The following is a 25,076-nucleotide window of genomic DNA, read 5'->3' as shown; positions in this document are numbered from 1 at the left end:
TCTTCACCCCTTGCCATATAGCACAACTTATATGTATTTTATTCACTTCCACAAAACTTTGCCGACAAACTTATGTATTGGTCATTTTATCATAAATGATCTCCAAAAGACCAATAAAAAATATAACGCGTTAGAAAAATTAGAAAATTCTTCATCACACTCACTTTTTGTTATGAAAGAACAAGGCACGAACACTCGCGCCTTGTTCCTTATATATTATGCCGCAACTTTGCTGTGCTCTACAAGGAAATCGATCGTTTTTCGCCATTTCAAATCTTCTTTGACGCCTTCAAGATTTCCTAATAGCTCTTTTAATTTTTCTATTTCCAGATTGTACGTTTTTGCCATTTTTTCTAGTTCTTCATTCACTTCTTCTTCCGTTACTTCAATATTTTCTGCTTTTGCAATCGCTTCTAATGTTAGCGCAACACGAACGCGTTTTTCCGCGTCCTCTTTCATTTGTTCACGCAATGCCGCTTCATCTTGGCCAGAGAATTGATAATAAAGGTCAAGGTTTAAACCTTGCATTTGCAAACGTTGATCAAATTCGCGCAACATGCGGTCTGTTTCGTTTTTCACCATTACTTCTGGAATATCAATTTCCGCGTTTTCCGCTGCCTTTTCGACAACCGCGTCACGAAGCGCCGTTTCCGCTTCATTCTTTTTCGTTTCTTCAAGTCTTGCGCGGATTTTTTCTTTTAATTGCTCCAATGTTTCCACTTCATCATCGACGTCTTTGGCGAATTCATCATCCAATGCTGGAAGCTGTTTTGCTTTTACTTCATGTACTTTGACTTTAAATGTCGCAGGTTTACCTGCTAATTCTTTTGCATGGTATTCTTCAGGGAACGTCACTTCAATTTCTTTTTCTTCTCCTGCTTTCATGCCGACCAATTGATCTTCAAACCCTGGAATGAATACGCCGGAGCCGATTTCAAGCGAGTAATTTTCCGCTTTTCCTCCTTCAAACGGCTTGCCATCCACAAAACCTTCGAAATCGATCACCGCTGTATCGCCTTTTTCGATTTTACCGTCTTCCTTTACGACAAGCTCCGCGTAGTTTTCTTGAAGACGTTTCAATTCGTTTTCCACATCTTCCTCTGTAACGGTAGCATCCATTTTTTCTACTTCTAACCCTTTATATTGCCCAAGTTTCACTTCCGGTTTTACTGTCACTCTTGCTGTAAAAATAAGGCTTTTTCCTTTTTCCATTTGCTCAATGTCAATTTTTGGAACATCAACAGGTTCAATTCCCGCTTCTTCCACTGCCTTTGCATACGCTTCCGGCAATAAAATATCCAGTGCATCTTGATATAGCGCTTCTACCCCAAAGCGTTTTTCAAAAATAACGCGCGGTACTTTTCCTTTGCGGAATCCTGGAACAGTGATGTTTTTCACTACTTTTTTAAACGCCGCATCCAGTCCTTCATTTACTTTTTCCGCGTCCACTTCGACAGTAAGAACGCCTTCATGTCCTTCAAGCTTTTCCCATTTTACTGACATAATATTCCCTCCAACTAAAAATCGTTAAGATAATGAAAATCTCTCTATTTTTTCATTATCTTTTTATTATTTCCATATATGTAGTGAAAACGTAAAAATATATACGCAATACAACCATTATATTATAACATAGAACGATGATGTTTCAATACGAACGGAATAATCAAAAGTAGGAAATTTTCTCAGCTTCGTAAAGTTTTTTGCAAAGAAAGTCAATGTCTCGGGCCTGAACATGGTACATATGGGCAATTTTTTCCGAAGTTGTTCGCATTCCTTGAAATTGGCAGGCAGCGAGATGAAGCGCCGCGACCCACTCGTCAAGTGAAGCAGGATCTGGTAAAAATGGATAAAGAATATACGTATAACGTAGCCAAATATCTACAGCCACTTCATATAAGCTTGGATTTTTGCTTGCTAACTTATTTTCCAATTGTCGCAAAACGTTTAAGGCAAACGTTGTTTGTGAACGCTCGTTCAACTTTGCCGGTATGACTTCCATTGTTTTTCCAAACTTTTCGACCGTTACAACATCAGATACATTTTTTGACGTAAGCAAGCGTAAAACCATCGTTTTTGTTATCGGATTATTTGCTTTGTTCAGCAAATATTGTTTCAAGATAAAGAGAACAGGAGTAATATCTTCGTTTTCTAACCGCTTGATCACTTTCATATGCTCAGTAATATCGCTTGACGAAAGCAGCTGCTGAACACTATCTTGTTCGGCAGACGGCAGGCGGCGTTCGTTCATCTGTCGGCTGAAATGAAGCAAGCGCAACAAATGCTCTCTGACCGCAGACGGAAGAGAATGCCGGCGCAACGCCTGACGTATTACAGTTTCAGCTTGCTCGTATCGCCGCAGCTGCATCAAGATCGATAAATACATTTGCAAAAGTTCTACATCTTCTCCGTTTTCTCGAAGCAGCATTCGACAGCGATGCTCAGCCTCAGAAAATTCGCCTAATTCACAAAAGCAAACGACAATGCTAAGTTTTACATGAAAACTGTGCTCGCCAAGCTGTTCCGCCTCGTGAAAAAAACGAAGCGCTTCATGATATCGCTTTGCCTGTAACGCTTTTATCCCCTCTTCAACAAGGCGTTCCTTAGTGCGAGGAAACAAAATAATTTTTTCATTTTTCCGCTCCATATTCGCACGCCCCATGAAAATTTTGAAACAAGTGTAGCAAGTTTTCTTACAAAATACAAGCAAAATAATCAGAAAAGAAGCCGTTCCAGCAGTTGCGGCGGAACGGCTTCCTTGCTATTTATGACAATGGGCAATGCTTTTTTTCATACTCTGCAATATACGGTTCATAAACGAACGTTAAATCGATTTCATCCCAACCTTTTAAAAGCAGCTGCTTTCGGTATGGATCAATGTCAAACGTCCGTTCAAATCCGTTATCATCGTACACACGTTGATCTTCTAAAGAAATAGTTAGTTCATAATCCGCTTTAGCGCTCTCTCGCAACAAATATTCGACATCCTGCTTGGCCAAACGAATTGGCAATAATCCGTTTTTTAGGCAGTTGTTATAAAAAATATCGGCAAATGACGGAGCGATAATCGCTTGAAACCCATAATCCTGCAGCGCCCATGGCGCATGTTCGCGCGATGACCCGCAGCCAAAATTTTCATTGGCGACGAGAATGGTCGCTCCTTCGTTTTCTGGCCGGTTTAATTCAAAATCAGGATTCGGTTTTTCCCCATCGATGTAGCGCCAGTCGTAAAAGAGAAACTTGCCAAACCCTGTACGCTCAATTCGTTTTAAAAATTGTTTTGGAATAATTTGGTCTGTATCGATGTTGGCACGGTCGATTCCCGCCACTTTGCCTTTATGAACAGTAAATGGCTTCATTCGTTTCCCTCCTTAATGGACCGGCTCTTTCTGCAATTTTCGAACATCGACAAAATGTCCATAAATGGCGGCAGCAGCAGCCATCGCCGGGCTCACTAAATGCGTTCTTGCTCCCTTTCCTTGCCGGCCTTCAAAATTTCGGTTCGATGTGGAAGCACAATGTTCTCCTTCCGGGATAATGTCCGGATTCATTCCTAAACATGCGCTACAGCCAGAATCGCGCCATTCGAATCCCGCATCGATAAAAATTTGCGCCAATCCTTCTTCTTCCGCTTGTTTTTTCACTTGTTGCGACCCCGGAACAACAAGCGCACGCACGCCTTTCGCTACTTTCTTTCCTTTGACAATTTTCGCGGCTTCACGCAAATCGCTGATGCGGGAGTTCGTACAGGAACCAATGAAAACGTGCTGCACTGGAATTTCCGTAATCGGCGTGCCAGGTTTCAAGCCCATATATTCCAAGGCGCGCCGTACCGCCTTTTGCTCTGTTTCGCTCGAAAAAGCTTCTGGATGGGGCACCGTTCCATCGACCGAGGTGCTCATCGATGGGTTTGTTCCCCATGTCACCATTGGCGCGATCGTTGCCGCATCGATCTCAATCGTTTTATCGTATTCCGCCCCTTCGTCTGTGGCAAGTGCCCGCCAGCGCTCTACCGCTTTTTCAAACTCTTCTCCTTTTGGCGCATATTTGCGGCCTCGCAAATAGGCAAACGTCGTCTCATCCGGGCTCACTAAACCGGCACGGGCGCCCGCTTCAATCGACATGTTGCAAATCGTCATTCTTTCTTCCATCGACATATTGCGAATGACTTCGCCAGTAAATTCGATGATATATCCGGTGCCGACATCAACTCCGTAACGCCCAATAATCGCCAAAATCACGTCTTTTGCCGTAACTCCTTCTCCCAATTTGCCGTCAATGCGGATTTGCAGCGTTTTTGGTTTATGCTGCCATAGCGTCTGCGTCGCAAGCACGTGTTCCACTTCGCTCGTTCCAATTCCAAACGCGAGCGCTCCAAACGCGCCATGTGTCGACGTATGGCTGTCTCCGCAAACAATCGTTTTTCCCGGTTGCGTTAAACCAAGCTCTGGGCCGATCACGTGGACAATTCCTTGTTCTTCGCTATGTAAATCAGCTAGCGGAATCGAAAATTCCCGGCAGTTTCGCTCCAATGCCGCAATTTGGTTTCTCGCTACTTCGTCTTCAATCACAAAACGGTTCACTGTCGGAACGTTATGGTCCATCGTCGCGAATGTTAAATCAGGGCGGCGCACTTTCCGACCTTTTTGCCGCAATCCTTCAAACGCTTGCGGAGAGGTGACTTCGTGCACTAAATGTAAATCAATATAAAGCAAATCTGGTTTTCCTTCTTCGCGGTATACGACATGATTTTCCCAAATTTTTTCAATAATCGTTTTCGGTTTCACTACTTTCACCTCTCATTCCTTTTATGCGTAAACAGTCATTATGTGTGAAATTGCTTCATTGTCTAAAATCGCTGCTTTAATTTCATTTACCATTTCATCAGTGGAAACGACCCGTTGCCCTTTTTGGGCAATATCTGCCGTTCGCAATCCAGCCGCCAATACGTGCTGAACCGCTTTTTCAATCGTATCTGCCTCTTTTGAAAGTCCAAAGGATAGCCGAAGCATCATCGCCACCGATAAAATTGCCGCAATCGGATTTGCTTTATTTTGTCCCGCGATATCCGGAGCAGACCCGTGAATCGGTTCATATAAACTAGGCCCCGATGTTGATAAACTCGCCGATGGCAGCATGCCAAGGGATCCTGTCAACATCGACGCTTCATCGCTTAAAATGTCGCCAAACATGTTTTCCGTAACAATAACATCAAACTGTTGCGGAGAGCGAATCAGCTGCATTGCCGCATTATCGACAAGCATATGCTCAAGCGTTACATCCGGAAAATCTTGTGCTATCTCTTCAGCGACTTCCCGCCACATTCTGCTCGATTCGAGCACATTCGCTTTATCGACAGACGTCACTTTTCTCTTCCGTTTGCGCGCAAGTTCAAACGCCGCTTTTACAATTCGCTTAATTTCTTCCTTTTTATATAGAAGCGTATCTACCGCTTTTTCTTCCCCGTTTTCCACCATCCGTCCGCTCGGTTTTCCAAAATATAGTCCTCCTGTCAGCTCGCGAACGATTAGCAAATCGACCCCTTGTATGACTTCCTCCTTTAAAGGAGACGAATCAGTTAAACTGTCGTAAAACTTTACCGGCCGCAAATTGGCAAATAAATTCATCTCTTTGCGAATTTGCAATAAACCCTTTTCCGGGCGCAAATGCGCGGGATTGCGATCCCATTTTGGACCGCCGACCGCCCCAAGCAACACCGCGTCACTTTCGCGGCAGACGGCAAGCGTTTCATCAGGAAGCGGCGTTCCTTTTTGATCAATTGCCTCTCCGCCAATAAGCCCGTATTTGAACGCAAACTGATGCCCAAATCGCGTTTCGATCGCTTTTAAAATTTCTACAGCTCCGCTCGTCACTTCTTTTCCGATTCCATCACCCGGCAATACAGCAATCCGATAGCTTCCCATGCCGTTTCCCTCCGTTTTATTGCATCGCAACTTTTTGATTTTCCGCACGCATCGTTTCGATCATAAATACACGGTTAACAGCGTTAATATAGGCTTTTGCCGATGCTTCAAGCACGTCCTGCGCCGTGCCGCGCCCACTTGTTTCGATGTCGTTCACCCGCACTTTCACAAACACTTGCGCAAGCGCATCGCGTCCGCCGCTGACCGATTCAATCCGATAGTCAAGCAACGTAACCGGCGTTTTAAAGCAACGTTCTAGCGTGTTATACAACGCTTCAACACTTCCCGATCCCGTCGCCGCTTCTTGAATTTCATTTCCTTGTCCGTCCTTTAAGACGACAACAGCAGTTGGAATTTGGTTCGTTCCATACTGAACTTGAAGTGAAGACAGCTGATAAAAATCTTTAAAGTGATCAAATTTTTCTTCAAAAATAAGCGCGACTAAGTCGTCATCGGTAATATCTTTTTTCTTATCCGCCAGTTCTTTAAACCGAATAAACAATTTATTAATTTCTTCATCTGATAATTTGTACCCAAGTTCTTCGACACGATTGCGCAGCGCATGGCGTCCGGAATGTTTTCCAAGCACCATCGAGTTGGATTGAACCCCGACAAGCTCTGGCGAAATAATTTCATACGTTGTTTTCTCTTTTAATACACCGTCTTGGTGGATTCCTGACTCATGCGCGAAGGCATTTTTGCCGACGACCGCTTTGTTTGGCGGAATAACCACGCCTGTCAATTTACTTACTAAATTGCTCGTTCGCTTAATCTCTTGCAGGTTCAGGCGCGTTTCTGCCTGATAATAATCTTTGCGAATGTAAAGCGCGACAGCGATTTCTTCCAATGCCGCATTTCCTGCGCGTTCGCCGATTCCGTTAATCGTCCCTTCGATTTGTGTAGCGCCATGCTCGATTGCCGCCAGTGAATTGGCAACCGCCATTCCTAAATCGTCATGGCAATGGGCAGATAGAGAAACTTTTTCAATATTCGGAACATTATTGATCAAAAAGGTGAAAATGTTTCCATACTCTTTCGGAGTAATATATCCTACTGTATCTGGTATGTTGATAACTGTCGCTCCTGCTTTAATCACCTCCGTAATAATTTTTACCAAGAAAGGAAGCTCGCTGCGGCAGGCATCTTCCGCAGACCATTGGACAATCGGAAAATAGCGTTTCGCATATTTCACGGAAGATACAGCCGTTTCAATCACTTGTTCCGGCGTCATCCGCAATTTGTGCGTCATATGGATCGGCGATGTGGCGATGAACAAGTGGAGACGAGGCTCCGCCCCTCCTTTTAACGCTTCCCACGCGGCGTCAATATCGCTCTGCACCGAGCGGGACAGCCCGGTAACAGAGCATGTTTTGATCGTTTCGGCAATTTGTTTTACCGCTTGGAAATCCCCTTTCGATGCGGCAGGAAAGCCGGCCTCAATGATGTCGACGCCAAGCCGTTCAAGCTGGCGGGCAATCTCCAGCTTTTCTTGCAAATTCAAATTGATCCCAGCAGACTGTTCACCATCGCGCAGCGTCGTATCAAAAATGTTAATTTTTCTCACTCGAAACCACCACTTCTTTCTGTTTTTCTTTCACAAACGGCATCATGCTGCGTAATTCACGTCCGACAATTTCAATGAGATGCTCATTCTCGCGGCGATTAATCGCATTAAACTCCGGACGGTTCGCTTGGTTTTCCAAAATCCAGCTTTTTGCAAATTTTCCTGTCTGAATATCATGGAGTACTTTTTTCATCTCTGCTTTTACCGCGTCATTGATGATGCGTGGCCCGGAAATGAAATCCCCCCATTGCGCCGTATCGGAGATAGAATGGCGCATCCAAGAAAGCCCGCCTTCGTACAGAAGGTCGACAATCAGCTTCATTTCATGCAAACATTCGAAATAGGCCAATTCCGGCTGATACCCTGCTTCGACAAGCGTTTCAAACCCAGCTTTAATAAGCGATGTTAATCCTCCGCATAATACCGCCTGCTCGCCGAATAAGTCTGTTTCTGTTTCTTCTTTAAACGTCGTTTCAAGCACTCCCGCTCTTGTTGCGCCGATTGCTTTCGCATACGCAAGCGCCGTTTCTTTTGCTGCCCCCGTCACATCTTGATGCACCGCAATTAATGCAGGCACGCCGGCTCCTTCCATATACGTACGGCGCACTAAATGTCCAGGGCCTTTCGGTGCAACTAAAAATACATCGACATGTTCAGGAGGAACAATTTGACTAAAGTGAATATTAAATCCATGGGCAAATACTAAGGCGTTCCCCGGCTGAAGCTCCGGCTCGATTTCTTCTTTGTATACGTTCGGTTGTTTTTCATCCGGGAGAAGAATCATGACGATATCCGCCTGTTTTGCTGCTTCGCGAACACTATATACGGCAAAACCGTCTTTTTCCGCTTGTTCCCATGATTTTCCTTGACGAAGCCCCACAATCACACTCACTCCACTATCGCGAAGGTTTTGTGCGTGTGCATGTCCTTGTGAACCGTAACCGATAATTGCCACTGTTTTTCCTTGTAAATATTTTTCATTTGCATCTCCGTTATAGTAAATTTTTGCCATTTCACTCTCTCCTTTTCGTAGTGTTTTAGATAATGAAAGCAGTTTTATGCATAGCGGCTGTTTTTTGAGAGCCGCGTGTAAACGCTGTTGTTCCTGTTCTTGCCACTTCTTTAATTCCGTAAGGGCGCAACAATTCAATGAGCGCTTCGACTTTTTCAGATTCGCCCGTTACTTGAATAACGAGGCTGTCTTTGCTTACATCGACAATCGAGGCGCGGAACGGCTCAATGAGCGTATAAATCTCCTGACGGAGTGCCGGCGTCACCGACACTTTCACGAGCGCCAGCTCCCGCGCGACAATCGCTTGGTTGGTAATATCGTTGACTTTCAGCACGTCAATTTGCTTGTTTAACTGTTTAATAATTTGTTCTGCCGTCCGCTCGTCTTCGACATTGACAACAAACGTCATCCGGGAAATTCCTTCCACTTCCGTATGGCCTACCGTAATGCTTTCGATGTTGTAATGCCGCTTTGTAAATAACCCGGTAATGCGGTTGAGAACGCCAGGGCGGTTGTTGACGGTCATTGTGATAATTCGCCGCACGGTCTCACCCCCACCATTTCATGTATTCCTTTTCCAGGCGCCACCATTGGATATACATTTTCATCCGCTTTGACATGGAAATCAAGCAAAACCGGACCGTTGATCGCAAATGCTTTCTTCAGCACTTCCATTGCTTCCGCCTCCGTTTTCGCCCGGAAGCCCGGCATATTGTACGCTTCTGCCAGTTTTACAAAATCCGGCTGATTTGGAATGAGAGAATGGGAATATCGTTTTTCGTAAAAAAGTTCCTGCCATTGGCGAACCATGCCGAGCGCTTGATTATTGACGATCACCACTTTAATTGGCAATTGTAATTCTTGAATAACCGCTAACTCTTGGAATGTCATTTGAAAACCGCCGTCACCGACAATGGAAACGACCGTAGCGTTTCTATCGGCAAGCTGTGCTCCGATCGCCGCCGGAAGGCCGAATCCCATCGTTCCGAGCCCGCCGGAAGTCACCCAGCGATGCGGCTTATTAAACTTGTAATATTGCGCCGCCCACATTTGGTGCTGCCCGACATCCGTTGTAATAATCGCGTCTCCATTCGTTAGTTCATAAATCATTTCGATCAGTTTTTGCGGCTTAATCGTTTGTGCGTCATCTTCGTAATACAGTGGGAATCGCCGTTTCCATTCATTTAATTGGGCAAGCCATGCCGTCGTGTCCGCCGGCTTTCCTTGTTGATGAATCAATTCTTGCAGAGCCGCTTTCGCATCGCTGACGATCGGAATTTTCGTCGGCACATTTTTCCCGATTTCCGCTGGATCAATATCAATGTGTGCGACCGTCGCTTTTGGCGCAAAGTATTTTAAATTTCCCGTAACGCGGTCATCGAACCGTGCCCCAATGTTAATGAGCAAATCGCATTCATATAGCGCCATATTGGCTGTATACGTGCCGTGCATGCCAGCCATCCCTAAAAACAGTGGGTGATCGGCTGGAAATCCGCCTAAACCCAATAGCGTATGAACGACTGGAATATTTTGCTGTTCAGCATATTCTCTCAATTCATTCGAAGCGTTTGCGTGCAATACGCCTGCTCCCGCTAAAATGACAGGTTTCTTCGATTGGCTAACCGCCTCAACAAGACGGCGAATTTGCAAATGATTTGGCTGTGTCGTCGGTTGATACCCTGGCAAATGGACCCCTTGTTTGTAATCAAACTCCCCTTCGGCTGTGGTAATATTTTTTGGGATATCGATTAACACAGGACCCGGTCTTCCCGTCGTGGCGATATGAAACGCTTCTTTAATAATTTTCGGAAGCTCGCTTATATCCCGAACTTGGTAATTATATTTCGTGATTGGCATCGTAATTCCGAGAACATCCGCCTCTTGAAACGCATCGGAACCGATGACGCTCGTTGCAACTTGGCCGGTAAATACGACGAGCGGCAGCGAATCCATCATCGCATCCGTCAATCCTGTCACAATGTTTGTCGCTCCAGGTCCTGACGTCGCGATCACAACGCCCGGTTTCCCGGAAATGCGCGCATACCCTTCCGCCGCATGAATGGCCCCTTGTTCATGCCGCGTTAATACGTGAAATACTCCCGATTGATATAACTTATCGTAAAGCGGCAATACCGCTCCGCCCGGATATCCAAAAATGACTTCTACCTTTTCCGACTTTAACGCTTCAATGAGCATTAATGCTCCGCTCATTTTCGTTTTTTCAAGCGCTTTTTCCTCCACTTTCATCCTTGACATTTTCCATCCTCCCTCGCGTTTTTCATCACTATGAAAAAAACCTTTTCACCCTCGATGACCTACTTTGATTCGGTCAAAGGGGCGAAAAGGTTCACTTTCCGCGGTACCACCCTTCTTCGTGGCCATAGGGCCACCTCATGAGCGATCGGTAAATCGACCAATCGCTCTTTTTAGTAACGAGTGAAGCAAGCGCGTTCTCCACCCGTCCAACCTTACTAGTTGCATAACGTTCGGGTTGGCACTCAGAGGTGAGTTCGTCGAGCGGCAGCATCACCGGTTTCCAGCTACCCCGGCTCTCTGTAGATGCCGTCCCCGCTGACTACTTGTCCTCTTCATCGCTTTCTCATATAAATTTTTTTGATTATCCAACATTCGCGTTTGTTTGGTATACTTTTACCCCTTCAGAAACGACACGGCGTCTAAACTCTTCAAGCAACCGCTTTGTATGCGGCCCCGGCACGCCCTCGCCGATCACACGTCCATCCACCTTCACAACGGCGATCACTTCGGCAGCCGTTCCGGTTAAAAACACTTCATCGGCGACATAAACGTCGTGGCGCGTAAACGGCTCCTCCTTTACGACATAACCAAGTTCTTGAGCGATTTCGATAATCGCCTGACGAGTAATTCCTTCAAGCGCTCCAACGTATCCAGGCGGTGTATATATTACCTCGTCTTTAACGATAAAGACGTTATCTCCCGATCCTTCGGCTATATATCCTTGGTCGTTTAAAATTAACGCTTCGTTTACGTTAGCAAGATGTGCCTCAATTTTGACAAGAACGTTGTTTAAATAGTTAAGCGACTTCACTTTTGGGCTAAGCACATCCGAACGGTTTCTTCGAGTCGCAACCGTTACCACTTCGATTCCAGTTTCATATAAATGTTTAGGGAAAAGCGCCAGCGGTTCGGCAATAATAACAACTTGCGGCTTTTGGCATTTATATGGATCAAGGCCTAAATCACCGACTCCGCGTGAAACGACAAGGCGAATATATGCGTCTTGATATTGGTTTTTTCGTATCGTCTCAACAACATACTCTGTCAATTCTTCTTTTGTATAAGGAATCGTTAATAAAATGGATTTTGCCGAATTATAAAGGCGATCCATATGCTCTTTTAATCGAAATACATTACCGCTATAGACACGAATCCCTTCAAATACACCATCACCATATAAAAAACCGTGATCGTATACCGAAATTTTCGCGTTTTCTTTTGTCACAAACTCACCGTTTAAAAAAATCCATTGTTCACTCAATTTTGTTCCCCTCTTCCCTGGTAAGTACGAGCTGTTCATGGCGCTGCTCATCAATTGTGTATCGTTTGATTTATTTGAAAATTATAATAATCCTAAAACAAAAGAGAGTCAATATGGTTTTTTTGAATATTTCGATTCATTAGACTATTTGTATGCGCTTACATATTGGTAGAATCAATGAATTTCCGCAACAAAAAATTTTTTGTTGTTTGCGGCAAAAAAAAATAAACCCTCCTTTTCCATTACGGAAAAAGAGGGTTAGCGTCCCAGGAGAGATTCGAACTCCCGACCGACGGCTTAGAAGGCCGCTGCTCTATCCAGCTGAGCTACTGGGACAAGGTGTTACTGCGTTCTTCTTTTTTGGACGACTGCCTCTTCCTCTACCAGCTAATTCAAAGCAGTTAAATGCGCCGAGGCAGCTCGCAACTTATATCGAATATTGAAGAACCGCTTTGATTAGGACTCGATATTAAGAACTTCGCATCGTTAATCATTATAATTTTTTCAAAGACGTTTTACATTATAAAAAATTTTTTTGATAAAGTCAAGATGAAAAAGAGCGAGGGCCCCCCGCTCATAAAGTGAATGTTTTCGTAAGAGAGTGCACTTCTTTTCCATCGACTTCGTAAAACCTGGCCGTTGCTTTTCCGTCTTCTATTTGCAACAGCGCATACGTTTTTTCTTTTCTTGTTCTTGGCAACAAAATGCTTCCCGGGTTAATAAATAAAATGCCGTCGATCATCTCAACGCCGGCGATATGGGAATGGCCAAAACATACCACCTTTGCCTCTACTTCTTTCGCGCGATAATAAAGATTCATTAACGACATTTTCACATTATAAAGATGACCGTGAGTAATAAAAAAACGAATTCCATCAATTTCTTCGATTCGCTCGTTAGGAAATTGTTTGGCGAAATCACAATTTCCGCGCACGATCAAAAAATGCTCAATTTCTTTGTGATCAGTGGACAATTCCGAATCGCCGCAATGAATGAGCGCATCTACTTCATGGCGATGGCGCGCCGCGATTTCTTCTAACTCCTTCGTTAATCCATGGCTATCACTAATAATTAACACCTTCATCTTTCTTTACTCCTTACCGTTAATGATTTCATCCCACTGTTTTTCCAGTTTCGCTAACGCTTTGGCCCGATGGCTAATTTGATTTTTCTCTTCTTTGGATAATTCCGCCATCGTTTTTCCTTTTTGTGGAACGTAAAAAATCGGATCATACCCAAATCCGTTTTCCCCTTTTGGCGTTTCTGTAATGTACCCTTCGCACGTTGCTTCGACGACGGTCGTACGGCGTCCCGGAGCCGCGACAGCAAGCGCGCAATGAAAGCGTGCCGTCCGTTTTTCAAATGGCACTCCTTTCAATTCTTCTAATACTTTCGCTATATTTTTTTGATCGTCCTTCTCTTCTCCAGCGTAGCGGGCAGAGTACACCCCCGGTCTTCCACGCAAAGCGTCGATCGCTAAGCCGGAGTCGTCGGCGATCACGATCGTATGAAAATAACGGGCCATCGCTTCCGCTTTTAAGATCGCGTTCTCGGCAAACGTGCTGCCCGTTTCCTCGACATCCGGGCAATTCGGAAAATCTAGAAGCGACTTCACTTCTACTCCTTTTTTTGCGAGAAGCGCTTGAAATTCCCGTGTCTTTCCAGCATTTTTCGTCGCAATAATAACTTGTTTCATGACGCATCCCCGCTTTCTTGGCTTCGCTTCATGTCAATTTGCGTTGCAAGTTCCCCTAACGTTTTCCGCTGAATATCGATCAGCTGCCGAATTCCTATTTCTGCGGCATCTAACAATTCGTTTAATTGTTCCCGCGAAAATGTCGCCTCTTCTCCTGTCCCTTGAATTTCAACAAAGCGGCCAGCTCCTGTCATCACAATATTCATATCGACTTCCGCCCGCGCATCTTCCGCGTAGTTTAAGTCAAGAATGATTCCATGCTCCGGGTCGATCCCGACAGATGTAGCGGCTAGAAAATCGTTTACGGGAAGTTCATCAAGCTTCTTTTCTTCGACTAATTTCGCAAACGCCAATACCATCGCTACGTACGCCCCTGTAATCGACGCTGTCCGTGTTCCCCCATCCGCTTGAATGACATCACAGTCAATCCATACTGTTTTCTCGCCTAGTTTGTCCAAATCAACGACAGAACGAAGCGCCCTGCCGATAAGACGCTGGATTTCCATTGTCCGCCCCGATACTTTTCCTTTGCTGGATTCCCGCACGTTTCGCTGCTCTGTCGCTCGCGGCAACATCGCATATTCCGCAGTAATCCATCCTTTTCCACCGCCGCGCATAAACGGCGGCACTTTATCATCGATACTTGCTGTACAAATCACTTTTGTATCGCCAACTGTAATAAATACCGATCCTTCCGCGTGTTTAATAAAATGCTTTTCCATATGTACAGGACGCAGCTGCTTGTTTTCTCTACCATCTACTCTCATTCAAAAGCCTCCTTTACCATAAACAGAAAGAGGTAGCACACCGCCTACCTCTTTTTTATATCATAATATCGCATCCAACTGCTAGCCGCTCTATTCGTTTACATGATAATTTTTCTAAAATAGTGTAAGCTTCTGCTGTCAAATAAATTATTTTTTAAAAGCTTTCTGCGTTCACTTTTTCCGGCCTTGTCACCGGTTCGGATAACGGCTTTCCGTCTTCCCTTACAAGATTTGCTTTTCCGTTTACCGTAATCGCGACACTTTCAATTCCTTTTTGCTCCGTTAATGAAAGAACAAGCGAATTTAATACATGATCCAAAATGACATTTTTCTTATTGCTGCCGTAAATTGCTTCGTTGAAGTTTAACGTCACTTTCCCATCTTCATATTTTGGCTTTCCAACTAGCTGAGTATCTGGCTGAAACTCACTTGCAAGGCCGCTGCCATAGCTCGGTCCTTTAATTAATTCGTTCACCGCGGCAACAATATCATCTTTTTCTTTATTGGACACGCGCCGTGTTACAGGAACGTAGTACGTATTGCTCCCTTGCTGCGCGACAAAATAAACGGTAACGGGGTGAGTATTTGTAATATCAATAACACCGTTTGCTTCTAAATTAATCCCATCGGCGCGGCTGACGCCATCTTGGATAGGCGTTTTATTGACAGGCATGACATCTTGGTCGTAGCCGTTAATGCGAATTTTTACTTTCTTCACATTATCAAACTGTGTCAATGTCCATGTAATCGCCTGTAAAATTTTCTTTTCATCTTCTGGTCTATAATTTGCAAACTCCGGCGAGAAATCAGCGATAATGGTACCATCCTTCTCCAGCTTTACCCCTAACACGCGTGTATCTGCCGGCAGTACAGCGCGAAACCCGTTCGGCAGCATCTCCGAAACAGGGCCGTCTTCTACTAAATATTCAAGAACTTGCTTTGCTACGGCATCTGTCTTTGGCAGCTCCACCGTCTGCGGCACGACAAATCCATTTTTATCAATTAAGTAAAGTTCGCGTTTCACCGTTTCCGTTGCTTTTTTCACATCTTTTTCTTCTTTTTGTTTTTCAGTTGTTTCTTGCAATGATTGCCCATCTTTTAAATAGCTCACATCCTGCGGCGGGTCAATTTCCTTAACCGCTCCATCCTTTCCAAATAGCCCGCAGCCGCTAAGCAATAGCAACGATGCGACAACGGATGCGGCTAGCTTCCACGCTCCTCGGTTGAACATGAAATTTCCCTCCTACACATAGTTTGTACTACTATGTATACGAGCATTTTGGGAAAATAGAATAAAAAAAATCCTTTAGCGCAAAAGCTAAAGGATTTTTTATAATTCAATCGTTTGAACGCGTTCTATCGGCTTTCCAAACCATTTCGAAGCAATTTTTTGGAACAGCTCCTTCGACCCCGTGGTAAAAAACAAATGTTCTGCCGCTCGTTGCCCTGTATAAAGAAGATGGCTATGATGCAAAATCGCGCTAACTTCACGCGCCGTTTCATCGCCGGAGCAAATAAGTTTGACACGTTTTCCCATATACTCCCGAATAAGGGGACTTAACAAAGGGTAGTGAGTGCATCCTAAAATAAGGACATCCATATTGCTTGACTTAAACGGCTCAAGCGATTCGGCAACTATTTTCTTTGCTTCTTCCCCTTCGAAGTTTCCGCTTTCTACAAGCGGAACGAATTTTGGGCACGCCAAACTTTCTACATAAACTCGAGGGTTAATGGACTTTAGCGCCTTTTCATACGCGCCGCTCTTTACCGTGCCAATCGTACCAATCACGCCGATATGACCGTTCTTCGTTGCTTTTAGCGCCGCACGAGCTCCGGGATGTACCACGCCTAATACCGGGATGTCGAGCTGCCCCCGAATTTCGTCTAATACAACGGCTGTTGCCGTATTACAAGCAATAACAAGCATTTTAATATTATACTGCAATAAATAATTCGTCATTTCCCATGTAAATTGACGAATTTCTTCTTCTGGGCGTGGTCCGTACGGGCAACGCGCCGTATCTCCAAGATAAATAATCCGTTCTTTCGGCAATTGTCGCATGATTTCTTTTGCAACAGTTAATCCGCCAACTCCTGAGTCAATAACACCAATTGCTCTTTCCAAGTGATCGCCTCATTCTTTTTTCATTTCTTGATGTAATTTTCGTAAACATTTCTCTAAAAAGACAATTTCTTCATCGGAAAAACTTTGCAGCACTTGCGCCAAGTCGTGTTGGCGCTTTTTAATCACTTCCTCGATAATTCGCTCACCTTCTTTAAGAAGATGAATGCGCACGACTCGCCGATCATGCCGGTCCTTTACTCTAGCAACGAGTCCGTTTCTTTCCATCCGGTCTACTAAATCTGTTGTTGTGCTGCACGCCAAATACATTTTGTTCGATAATTCGCCAATCGTCAAGTCCCCTTCTTCCAACAGCCACTGCAACGCAACGAATTGCGGCGGTGTAATCGGATACTGCGTTAAAATTTCGCGGCCTCGTTGTTTTAAAATCACGGCAATATAGCGAAGCAGCTTTTCGAGTTCGGCAACCGCCTTTTCATCCAAGTGGAACGGCATACAATCTCCCCTACAACGGCGCATTTATTATTTTTAACGTTTTTCTACAAAAATGCAATTCAAAAGCATCGATTTCGACAATTTTGCTGCATCATGTTCATTTTACTATACTTTCTTGCATAATCAACAGTTTTTCACTACTGAGACTTTAAAATTAAGCGCTGGACAATGTTATTGACTCTAAAATATAACGAACCGGCTACCTTAAAAGTAAGGTTAGCCGGCATTCCTTATAGTTCAAGCTCCCCCATTCGAAGCAATTCAATGACCGCTTGGGATCGCCCCTTTACCCCAAGTTTTTGCATTGCATTCGAAATGTGGTTACGAACCGTTTTTTCACTAATAAACAGTTCTCTAGCAATTTCTTTTGTCGTCTTATCCTGAACTAATAATTCAAATACCTCTCTCTCTCTTTTCGTTAGCAACGGCTTCGGTTGAAATGATTTATCCTTCAAGTATTGTAACCCTCCTTGCTTTCACTAGACCTGAACTACCGGATGGGTATTATTCACCATATAGTATGTGAAAGAAAGGGTTACGGTGACGGAATTTCGCTTATCTAATAGAAAAATAGGTGTTTTTTCTAAACAAGCGCCGCTGTCTGAAACTGTTGAGCGTTTTCCGCACCGCCTCGCTCTAAGGAACAATTTTCCCTGTATGTTTTATTCATTTGTTCCCCATCCAACAAAAAATCCTCTTCATGAAAGGCATGAAGAGGATTTTCATCATATTATACTTCATCGCTGCCAAAGAAGTTGCGGAACATCTGAATAGTCGCTTCGCGGTTTAGCGCAGCGATCGAAGTCGTTAACGGAATTCCTTTTGGACAAGCCTGCACACAGTTTTGCGAGTTGCCGCAGTTCGCCAAACCGCCGTCTCCCATGATCGCTTTCATCCGTTCCGCTTTATGCATCGCGCCTGTCGGATGTGCGTTAAATAGGCGCACTTGGGAAAGCGGCGCAGGACCGATAAAGTTCGATTTGCTGTTGACGTTTGGGCATGCTTCTAAACATACGCCGCACGTCATACATTTGGAGAGCTCATATGCCCATTGGCGTTTCCGTTCTGGCATACGCGGACCAGGACCTAAGTCGTACGTTCCGTCAATCGGAATCCATGCTTTTACTTTTTTCAACGAATCAAACATACGGCTGCGGTCTACTTGCAAGTCGCGCACTACCGGGAACGTGCGCATCGGTTCCAAACGGATTGGCTGCTCTAATTTATCAATTAACGCCGTACATGCTTGCCGCGGTTTGCCGTTAATGACCATCGAACAAGCGCCGCATACTTCCTCAAGACAGTTCATTTCCCATACAACTGGGGTCGTTTTTTGCCCTTTTGCGTTCACCGGATTGCGGCGAATTTCCATCAGCGCGGAAATGACATTCATATTCGGGCGATACGGAATTTCAAACTCTTCTTCGTATGGCGCAGAATCAGGACGGTCTTGACGTGTTATAATGAGTCGGATCGTTTTTTTCTCGCTCATCGTTTACTTCACTTCCTCTTTCTTTTTCGTGTAGTCGCGTTTGCGTGGCTTAATTAACGATACATCAACATCTTCATAGTGGAACGCCGGTCCATCCGGAGTATAACGCGCCATCGTCGTTTTGAGCCACTCTTCGTCATTGCGCTCTGGGAACTCCGGTTTATAGTGCGCGCCGCGGCTTTCGTTACGATTGTAAGCGCCCAGCGTGATGACCCGCGCTAGTTGAAGCATATTGTACAATTGACGGATAAATGTCGCTCCTTGGTTGCTCCATTTCGATGTATCCGTTACGCTGATATTTTTATAGCGTTCAAGCAATTCTTGAATTTTTTCATCAGTCTTCAGCAACTTGTCGTTGTAGCGGACGATTGTCACGTTTGCTGTCATCCATTCACCAAGCTCTTTATGCAACACGTAAGCGTTCTCTGTTCCATCCATCGATAAAATGTTGTTCCAGCGTTCTTCTTCTTGTTTGACGTAGCGATCGTATAGCGATGACGGCATTGCGTCTGCCGATTTTTCCAAACCGCGAATGTATCTGACCGCGTTTGGCCCGGCAACCATACCACCGTAAATCGCTGATAATAAGGAGTTCGCTCCAAGACGGTTAGCGCCGTGAATGGAGTAATCGCATTCGCCAGCAGCAAACAGCCCTTTAATGTTTGTCATTTGGTCATAATCGACCCATAAGCCGCCCATCGAGTAGTGTACAGCTGGGAACACTTTCATCGGCACTTTGCGAGGATCTTCGCCCATAAATTTCTCGTAAATTTCAATAATACCGCCGAGTTTTACGTCTAGTTCCTTCGGATCTTTATGGGAAAGGTCAAGATATACCATGTTTTCCCCGTTGATACCGAGCTTCAAGTCAACGCAAACGTGGAAAATTTCTCTCGCTGCGATATCACGAGGCACAAGGTTTCCGTAAGCCGGGTATTTTTCTTCAAGGAAATACCAAGGTTTTCCATCTTTATATGTCCAGACTCTTCCGCCTTCCCCGCGGGCCGACTCACTCATCAACCGCAATTTATCGTCTCCCGGAATTGCCGTCGGATGAATTTGGATAAACTCTCCGTTTGCGTAATAAGCACCTTGTTGATAGACAATAGACGCCGCCGAACCTGTGTTGATGATCGAGTTCGTCGATTTTCCAAAAATGACTCCTGGCCCGCCTGTCGCCATAATGACCGCGTCTGCAGGAAACGCTTTAATTTCCATTGATCTCAAGTCTTGCGCGACAATTCCGCGGCAAATTTGTTCATCATCTAAAACAACGCCTAAAAACTCCCATCCTTCATATTTCGTTACAAGCCCCTCTACTTCATGGCGACGCACTTGTTCATCAAGCGCGTATAGTATTTGCTGCCCCGTCGTCGCTCCTGCGTATGCAGTGCGGTGATGCTGCGTTCCACCAAAGCGCCGGAAATCAAGCAACCCTTCAGGAGTACGGTTAAACATGACTCCCATGCGGTCAAGCATATAAATGATACCCGGAGCCGCCTCGCACATCGCTTTTACCGGAGGCTGGTTTGCTAAAAAGTCGCCGCCATATACGGTATCGTCAAAATGTTCCCAAGGAGAATCGCCTTCCCCTTTCGTGTTAACCGCGCCGTTAATCCCACCTTGCGCACAGACAGAGTGAGACCGCTTTACAGGCACAAGAGAAAATAACTCAACAGGCACGCCTGCTTCCGCGATTTTAATCGTTGCCATTAGTCCAGCTAGACCGCCACCAACTACGATGATTTTTCCTTTTTTCATTGCTACTCACTCCCTAAAAGATTGCTAGTATTAAGCAAATGCTAAGATGGCACGAATGCCGACGATGGAAAGCGCGACAAAAATGATCATTGTCACGTATGTAAAAACTTGTTGTGAACGAGGAGACACCGTTAACCCCCAGCTTACACAGAAGGACCATAAACCGTTTGCAAAATGGAACACCGTTGATAAAATTCCGACAATATAAAATGTAAGCATAGCCGGATTATCGACGATATTCGCCATCATTTCATAATTTACGTCCGCTCCAAATGCGGCTTGCACTCGAGTTTCATATACATGCCATGTCACAAAAATTAATGTGATGATTCCGGTGATTCGCTGCAACATAAACATCCAGTTACGGAAGTACCCGTAACGCCCCACGTTAAATTTCGCCGTAAAAGCGATATAAAGCCCATAAATGGCGTGGAACAACAACGGAAGAAAAATGACGAATATTTCTAAAAAATAACGAAACGGTAAATTCTCCATAAAGGAAGCAGCGCGGTTAAACGCTTCCGGTCCTCTTGTCGCAAAATGGTTTACGACTAAATGTTGCACTAAAAAGATCCCCACTGGAATGACTCCCAACAGTGAATGGAGCCGACGGTAATAAAACTCGCGATTTCCTGCCATTATGTAAACCCCCTTTAAATAGTAACAACGATGAAAATAGTGCTCCCCATCCACAAAGAACATTAATGATTAATAGAGTTTGTAACTGCTTCCATTCCCATTAATCATTGTGTCACATTCATTGTACTCCCACATTGCACAAAGCGTCAAGAAAACAAAGTCACAAAATGTTCAAACGTTTGAATATTAAAACAACATCTAAAAATCATCAGAAAGATAATGCATGCTCCCCTGCGTTTCGTTATAATGTTGATAGATAGAAAGAGGGGAAGCATGTGAAACTACCATCACTAGAAGAACAATATAAGGCATTAGAAGACATTCATATTTCCGCATTTGGCTCTGAACTAATTCGACAAATTCTTCTTCCTGAATTGCTCGGGAAAGAAACAGCAAACATTTTATACTGGGCTGGTAAAAGCTTGGCGCGCCGCTATCCGCTAGAAACAATGCCCGATATTATCGCATTTTTTGAAAAGGCCGGATGGGGAGCACTTTCCATTGTCGAAGAGCGCAGCGACGAGTTGCATGTCGAATTGACAGGCCCGATCATTACCGCGCGGTTCGCTCTTCACGAAAATTGTACGTTCCAGCTGGAAGCGGGCTTTCTCGCCCAGCAAATCGAGCACCAAAAGCGCCGCGTTGCCGAAGCGTTCGAACAGCAAAAGAAACGGGTTAATAAAGTACTAATCATTATTAAATGGGATCGCAAAGATGAAATAAATGGCTAAGAAGCCTGCGCAGCGCAGGCTTCTGTCATTTTGCGTGCGCCTCTTTCGCTTCATCGGCGAGTTCGAACGCTTCATGAAGCGCTTCAACTGCTCGTACCATGTTTTCTTCGTCAATCACTGTGGAAATTTTAATTTCCGATGTGCTGACCATTTTTATTTCAATTCCTCTATTCGCCAAAATTTTAAACATTTTCGCGGCTACTCCCGGATTGGAAATCATGCCGGAGCCGACGATCGACACTTTGGCCAAACCGCTTTCGTATTGCACGTTCGCTCCTTCCAAAGATTGCAATACTTGAAGCGCTTCTGGTAGGTCTTGAGTGTGAATCGAAAAAGAAACGGACGCTTCTTCTGAGTTAGTGGCGCTCTGAATAATGATATCTACATTGATGCCGCGATTGGCAAGCGCTGTAAAAATAGTCGGCAATGTATATAAACTATTTTGGATTCCATATACTGTCACTTTCGTTACTTGATCTTCAAACGCGATTCCTCGCACGATTAAATGCTGTTCCATTGAAACTTCCTCCCTTACGATCGTTCCGCTTTCGTTTTCCATGCTCGAACGCACTTCGAGCGGCACTTCATAATTTTTCGCGAATTCAACGGCGCGCGGATGCAGCACTCCCGCCCCTAAGTTGGCTAACTCAAGCATTTCATCATAAGAAATCTCTTTTATTTTTCTTGCCGTTTTTACATAACGCGGATCTGTCGTAAACACGCCGGTTACGTCCGTATAAATATCGCACTTGTCTGCTTTTAGCGCTGCCGCCAGCGCCACCGCCGTCGTATCGGAGCCGCCGCGTCCGAGCGTGGTAATTTCCCCTGTTTCCGTCACCCCTTGAAATCCCGCAACGATCACAATCGCTCCTTCATCGAGATGGCGGCGGATTCTCGCCGTGTCAATGTTCATAATGCGGGCATTGCCATGCATTTCTTCCGTCGTAATTCCCGCTTGCCATCCCGTTAACGAAACGGCCTTGTATCCTTTTTCATAAAGCGCCATTGCAAGCAGCGCAATGCTCACTTGTTCTCCCGTCGAAAGAAGCATATCCATTTCGCGCTTGTTCGGATGATGGGAAATTTGTTTCGCTAAGTTGACAAGTTCATCGGTTGTTTTTCCCATCGCTGAAACAACGACGACGACTTGATTTCCCTTTTTTGCTTCCTCAACGACCCGATTCGCCACATGTTGAATTCTTTCGATCGAACCAACAGACGTTCCGCCAAATTTTTGTACAATAATTCCCACTCTGTCTCACCCTTTTACCTATGAATGTCGCTTATTGCTTGCAAATAAAAACAGCAATGAGAGAAATCCCATTGCTGTGCATCACGAAACGAAAAAATCGAATTCGCCCCGCACAGTGAGATAGCTCTCCAAGATGAAACCCATCTTGACAGTCCTACATTTCTTAAACGCAGGACCAGCGGAAAAAGCAATGAGACTTTTTCCACTTCGGCGAAGCTCCCCTTTCCACATCCATCTTCGGAACTCATTTTCCTCCGAATGTGTACTCTTGAAGTTCGCGCCTCTATCTTCACTTCGGCGTTTGGAAGCGTATAAATATAAAATTTATTGCAATCATATCAAACTTTTATGTCGTTGACAATATTATTCTCGCAATTTCTCATAAATTTTTTCGGCGACGGAGCGCGGAATGTTCGCTTTTTGCAATTCTTCCACCGTCGCTTCCTTCATGTTTTTAATGGACCCGAAATGCTTTAACAACGCTTTTTTCCGCTTTTCCCCAACGCCAGGGATGTCATCCAGCAAAGAGCGCAACATCGTTTTTCCGCGCGTTTGCCGATGAAATGTCACCGCAAACCGATGCACCTCATCTTGAATGCGTTGCAATAAATAAAACTCTTGACTGTTTCGCTCTAATGGAACGATTTGCGGCGGATCGCCCATGATTAACTCGGATGTGCGGTGCTTATCATCTTTTGCAAGCCCGGCAAGCGGAATATCAAGCCCTAATTCGTTTTCAAGCACATCCCTTACCGCAGCTAAATGTCCTTTTCCGCCGTCAATAATAATTAAATCGGGAAGCGGAAGCTTTTCTTTCAGCACACGCGTATAGCGCCTCCGCACCACCTCGCGCATCGATCCATAGTCATCCGGTCCCTCCACCGTTTTGACTTTGTATTTGCGGTACTCTTTTTTCTCCGGTTTTCCATCGATAAACACGACCATTGCCGAAACAGGATCGGTGCCATGAATGTTGGAGTTATCAAACGCCTCAATGCGATGCGGCGTCGGAATCCCCAACATTTTTCCTAAGTTTTCGACCGCTTTGATCGTCCGTTCTTCGTCCCGCTCGATTAAGTAAAATTTTTCTTTTAAAGCAATTGCCGCGTTTTTGCTCGCCAAATCGACAAGTTCCTTTTTCTTTCCTCTTTTCGGCTGAACGACCGTTACTTCCAGTAACTGCTCGGCAAGCTCCCCGTCAATGTCGACAGGCAAAATGACTTCTTTCGGCTTAAAGTGGTTCGCTTTTGCATAAAATTGTCCTAAAAATGTGAGGAGCTCTTCATCCGGGTCTTGATACATCGGAAACATCGATACATCGCGCTCAATCAGTTTTCCTTGACGAATGAAAAATACTTGCACACACATCCAGCCTTTGTCATACGCATAGCCGAACACATCGCGATCAACGAAATCATTGATGACCATCTTTTGTTTTTCCATCGTCGCTTCAATATGGGCGATTTGATCGCGGTATTCTTTCGCCCTTTCAAATTCGAGCGCTTCGGCCGCTTTCCTCATCTTTTCCGCAAGCTCTTCTTTCACTTCTTTATACCCGCCGTTTAAAAAGCGGACAATTTGCTCAACGATTTCTTTATTTTGCTGTTCGGACACCGGATGCACGCACGGCGCAAGACATTGCCCCATGTGATAATATAAACAGACGCGGTTCGGCATAGTCGAACATTTGCGCAGCGGATAAATGCGATCTAACAGTTTCTTCGTTTCGTTTGCCGCCTGCACGTTCGGATACGGTCCGAAATATTTTCCACCGTCTTTTTTCACTTTTCGTGTAATGATTAGGCGAGGATGCTTTTCGGCGGTAATCTTGATAAACGGATAGCTTTTGTCATCCTTAAGCATCACGTTATATTTCGGATCATACTTTTTGATTAAGTTCATTTCTAAAATAAGCGCTTCGACATTCGAAGAAGTGACGATATATTCAAAATCGGCAATTTCGTTGACGAGCCGCTGCGTTTTTCCGTCATGCGTGCCGGTAAAATACGAACGCACGCGGTTTTTCAGCACTTTTGCTTTGCCGACGTATATGACGGTGCCATTTTTATCTTTCATCAAGTAACATCCCGGCTGCTCCGGGAGCACGGCTAATTTTTCTTTTAAGTGATCATGCATCATAACC

23 protein-coding genes, 1 tRNA gene, 1 riboswitch and 1 other annotated feature are annotated in these 25,076 nt (G+C 44.8%); of the genes, 1 reads left to right on the top strand and 23 read right to left on the bottom strand.

Going from position 1 to position 25,076, the window contains the following annotated elements:
- Window positions 1-216 precede the first annotated feature (216 nt).
- The 21 genes from tig to MWM02_RS04330 all read right to left on the bottom strand — a co-directional run bounded on the left by tig (window position 217) and on the right by MWM02_RS04330 (window position 20,950).
- Window positions 217-1,503, bottom strand: a complete 1,287-nt coding sequence (tig, locus tag MWM02_RS04430) for a trigger factor (RefSeq protein ID WP_244403028.1) — start codon at window positions 1,501-1,503, stop codon at window positions 217-219.
- 163 nt (window positions 1,504-1,666) lie between these two features.
- Window positions 1,667-2,647, bottom strand: a complete 981-nt coding sequence (locus MWM02_RS04425; RefSeq protein ID WP_232509482.1) for a tetratricopeptide repeat protein — start codon at window positions 2,645-2,647, stop codon at window positions 1,667-1,669.
- 118 nt (window positions 2,648-2,765) lie between these two features.
- The gene (gene leuD / locus MWM02_RS04420; RefSeq protein ID WP_064549650.1) at window positions 2,766-3,359 is read right to left on the bottom strand and encodes a 3-isopropylmalate dehydratase small subunit; all 594 of its coding nucleotides are present in this window, start codon (window positions 3,357-3,359) and stop codon (window positions 2,766-2,768) included.
- A 12-nt stretch (window positions 3,360-3,371) separates the two neighbouring features.
- Complete coding sequence (gene leuC / locus MWM02_RS04415; RefSeq protein ID WP_064549649.1) at window positions 3,372-4,787, bottom strand: 3-isopropylmalate dehydratase large subunit; 1,416 nt, start codon at window positions 4,785-4,787, stop codon at window positions 3,372-3,374.
- A 21-nt stretch (window positions 4,788-4,808) separates the two neighbouring features.
- Entirely contained in the window at window positions 4,809-5,924 is a 1,116-nt protein-coding gene (leuB, locus tag MWM02_RS04410) for a 3-isopropylmalate dehydrogenase (RefSeq protein ID WP_064549648.1), read from the bottom strand.
- 16 nt (window positions 5,925-5,940) lie between these two features.
- Window positions 5,941-7,488, bottom strand: coding sequence for a 2-isopropylmalate synthase (locus MWM02_RS04405; RefSeq protein ID WP_244403027.1), 1,548 nt, complete (start codon window positions 7,486-7,488; stop codon window positions 5,941-5,943).
- Window positions 7,475-8,500 (bottom strand): ketol-acid reductoisomerase, encoded by a 1,026-nt coding sequence (gene ilvC / locus MWM02_RS04400; protein ID WP_244403026.1) that lies wholly within the window; start codon window positions 8,498-8,500, stop codon window positions 7,475-7,477. Before ilvC ends, MWM02_RS04405 begins: the two co-directional genes overlap by 14 nt.
- Before the next feature lie 25 nt (window positions 8,501-8,525).
- On the bottom strand, window positions 8,526-9,044 hold the full coding sequence (gene ilvN, locus MWM02_RS04395) for an acetolactate synthase small subunit (protein WP_064549645.1): 519 nt from the start codon (window positions 9,042-9,044) through the stop codon (window positions 8,526-8,528).
- Window positions 9,023-10,756 carry an acetolactate synthase large subunit gene (ilvB, locus tag MWM02_RS04390; RefSeq protein ID WP_244403025.1) on the bottom strand — a complete coding sequence of 578 codons (1,734 nt, stop codon included), beginning with the start codon at window positions 10,754-10,756 and terminating at the stop codon, window positions 9,023-9,025. Before ilvB ends, ilvN begins: the two co-directional genes overlap by 22 nt.
- 74 nt (window positions 10,757-10,830) lie before the next feature.
- Window positions 10,831-11,101 (bottom strand) — a binding site (T-box leader).
- A 16-nt stretch (window positions 11,102-11,117) separates the two neighbouring features.
- Window positions 11,118-12,017, bottom strand: a complete 900-nt coding sequence (gene ilvE, locus MWM02_RS04385; RefSeq protein ID WP_064549643.1) for a branched-chain-amino-acid transaminase — start codon at window positions 12,015-12,017, stop codon at window positions 11,118-11,120.
- 262 nt (window positions 12,018-12,279) lie between these two features.
- A tRNA-Arg gene (locus tag MWM02_RS04380) sits at window positions 12,280-12,353 on the bottom strand.
- A 238-nt stretch (window positions 12,354-12,591) separates the two neighbouring features.
- A complete protein-coding gene (locus MWM02_RS04375; protein ID WP_244403024.1) occupies window positions 12,592-13,101 on the bottom strand; it encodes a metallophosphoesterase family protein in 510 nt (169 codons plus the stop codon).
- Window positions 13,102-13,107: 6 nt separating this feature from the next.
- Window positions 13,108-13,713: an XTP/dITP diphosphatase gene (locus tag MWM02_RS04370; protein ID WP_064549641.1), complete on the bottom strand. Its 606-nt coding sequence runs from the start codon at window positions 13,711-13,713 to the stop codon at window positions 13,108-13,110.
- Window positions 13,710-14,480: a ribonuclease PH gene (rph, locus tag MWM02_RS04365; protein ID WP_064549640.1), complete on the bottom strand. Its 771-nt coding sequence runs from the start codon at window positions 14,478-14,480 to the stop codon at window positions 13,710-13,712. The genes MWM02_RS04370 and rph overlap by 4 nt, the downstream gene beginning before the upstream one ends.
- Before the next feature lie 154 nt (window positions 14,481-14,634).
- Window positions 14,635-15,711: a GerMN domain-containing protein gene (locus MWM02_RS04360; protein ID WP_064549639.1), complete on the bottom strand. Its 1,077-nt coding sequence runs from the start codon at window positions 15,709-15,711 to the stop codon at window positions 14,635-14,637.
- A gap of 99 nt (window positions 15,712-15,810) precedes the next feature.
- Window positions 15,811-16,605, bottom strand: a complete 795-nt coding sequence (gene racE / locus MWM02_RS04355; protein WP_064549638.1) for a glutamate racemase — start codon at window positions 16,603-16,605, stop codon at window positions 15,811-15,813.
- A gap of 9 nt (window positions 16,606-16,614) precedes the next feature.
- Window positions 16,615-17,058, bottom strand: a complete 444-nt coding sequence (locus tag MWM02_RS04350) for a MarR family winged helix-turn-helix transcriptional regulator (protein WP_064549637.1) — start codon at window positions 17,056-17,058, stop codon at window positions 16,615-16,617.
- A 230-nt stretch (window positions 17,059-17,288) separates the two neighbouring features.
- A complete protein-coding gene (locus MWM02_RS04345; protein WP_003248783.1) occupies window positions 17,289-17,513 on the bottom strand; it encodes a helix-turn-helix domain-containing protein in 225 nt (74 codons plus the stop codon).
- Between the two features lie 275 nt (window positions 17,514-17,788).
- Window positions 17,789-18,550 carry a succinate dehydrogenase iron-sulfur subunit gene (gene sdhB, locus MWM02_RS04340; protein ID WP_064549636.1) on the bottom strand — a complete coding sequence of 254 codons (762 nt, stop codon included), beginning with the start codon at window positions 18,548-18,550 and terminating at the stop codon, window positions 17,789-17,791.
- 3 nt (window positions 18,551-18,553) lie between these two features.
- Window positions 18,554-20,311 carry a succinate dehydrogenase flavoprotein subunit gene (sdhA, locus tag MWM02_RS04335; RefSeq protein ID WP_064549635.1) on the bottom strand — a complete coding sequence of 586 codons (1,758 nt, stop codon included), beginning with the start codon at window positions 20,309-20,311 and terminating at the stop codon, window positions 18,554-18,556.
- A gap of 30 nt (window positions 20,312-20,341) precedes the next feature.
- The gene (locus tag MWM02_RS04330) at window positions 20,342-20,950 is read right to left on the bottom strand and encodes a succinate dehydrogenase cytochrome b558 subunit (protein WP_064549634.1); all 609 of its coding nucleotides are present in this window, start codon (window positions 20,948-20,950) and stop codon (window positions 20,342-20,344) included.
- Window positions 20,951-21,225: 275 nt separating this feature from the next.
- On the opposite strand from MWM02_RS04330, the gene MWM02_RS04325 reads away from it, so the two are divergent.
- The gene (locus tag MWM02_RS04325; protein WP_244403023.1) at window positions 21,226-21,681 is read left to right on the top strand and encodes a YslB family protein; all 456 of its coding nucleotides are present in this window, start codon (window positions 21,226-21,228) and stop codon (window positions 21,679-21,681) included.
- Window positions 21,682-21,706: 25 nt separating this feature from the next.
- On the opposite strand, the gene MWM02_RS04320 is transcribed toward MWM02_RS04325, so the two are convergent.
- Both MWM02_RS04320 and uvrC read right to left on the bottom strand, forming a co-directional pair.
- On the bottom strand, window positions 21,707-22,933 hold the full coding sequence (locus MWM02_RS04320) for an aspartate kinase (protein ID WP_244403022.1): 1,227 nt from the start codon (window positions 22,931-22,933) through the stop codon (window positions 21,707-21,709).
- 113 nt (window positions 22,934-23,046) lie between these two features.
- A riboswitch (Lysine riboswitch) is annotated at window positions 23,047-23,227 on the bottom strand.
- 69 nt (window positions 23,228-23,296) lie between these two features.
- Window positions 23,297-25,069, bottom strand: coding sequence for an excinuclease ABC subunit UvrC (uvrC, locus tag MWM02_RS04315; RefSeq protein WP_244403021.1), 1,773 nt, complete (start codon window positions 25,067-25,069; stop codon window positions 23,297-23,299).
- Window positions 25,070-25,076: the final 7 nt, after the last annotated feature.

The sequence above is a fragment of the Parageobacillus sp. KH3-4 genome (genome assembly GCF_022846435.1).
In the GTDB taxonomy this organism is placed as follows: Bacteria; Bacillota; Bacilli; order Bacillales; family Anoxybacillaceae; genus Parageobacillus; species Parageobacillus thermoglucosidasius_A.
Note: the sequence above shows the minus strand (reverse complement) of the source record. Positions and strands in the feature narration are given on the sequence as shown.

Bases quoted from the DNA above. Each gene is read 5' to 3' on its own strand.
- tig (WP_244403028.1), bottom strand. From the start codon at position 1,503: ATGTCAGTAAAATGGGAAAAGCTTGAAGGACATGAAGGCGTTCTTACT.
- MWM02_RS04425 (WP_232509482.1), bottom strand. From the start codon at position 2,647: ATGGAGCGGAAAAATGAAAAAATTATTTTGTTTCCTCGCACTAAGGAA.
- leuD (WP_064549650.1), bottom strand. From the start codon at position 3,359: ATGAAGCCATTTACTGTTCATAAAGGCAAAGTGGCGGGAATCGACCGT.
- leuB (WP_064549648.1), bottom strand. From the start codon at position 5,924: ATGGGAAGCTATCGGATTGCTGTATTGCCGGGTGATGGAATCGGAAAA.
- ilvC (WP_244403026.1), bottom strand. From the start codon at position 8,500: ATGGCAAAAATTTACTATAACGGAGATGCAAATGAAAAATATTTACAA.
- ilvB (WP_244403025.1), bottom strand. From the start codon at position 10,756: ATGTCAAGGATGAAAGTGGAGGAAAAAGCGCTTGAAAAAACGAAAATG.
- MWM02_RS04375 (WP_244403024.1), bottom strand. From the start codon at position 13,101: ATGAAGGTGTTAATTATTAGTGATAGCCATGGATTAACGAAGGAGTTA.
- MWM02_RS04370 (WP_064549641.1), bottom strand. From the start codon at position 13,713: ATGAAACAAGTTATTATTGCGACGAAAAATGCTGGAAAGACACGGGAA.
- rph (WP_064549640.1), bottom strand. From the start codon at position 14,480: ATGAGAGTAGATGGTAGAGAAAACAAGCAGCTGCGTCCTGTACATATG.
- MWM02_RS04360 (WP_064549639.1), bottom strand. From the start codon at position 15,711: ATGTTCAACCGAGGAGCGTGGAAGCTAGCCGCATCCGTTGTCGCATCG.
- MWM02_RS04350 (WP_064549637.1), bottom strand. From the start codon at position 17,058: ATGCCGTTCCACTTGGATGAAAAGGCGGTTGCCGAACTCGAAAAGCTG.
- sdhB (WP_064549636.1), bottom strand. From the start codon at position 18,550: ATGAGCGAGAAAAAAACGATCCGACTCATTATAACACGTCAAGACCGT.
- sdhA (WP_064549635.1), bottom strand. From the start codon at position 20,311: ATGAAAAAAGGAAAAATCATCGTAGTTGGTGGCGGTCTAGCTGGACTA.
- MWM02_RS04330 (WP_064549634.1), bottom strand. From the start codon at position 20,950: ATGGCAGGAAATCGCGAGTTTTATTACCGTCGGCTCCATTCACTGTTG.
- uvrC (WP_244403021.1), bottom strand. From the start codon at position 25,069: ATGCATGATCACTTAAAAGAAAAATTAGCCGTGCTCCCGGAGCAGCCG.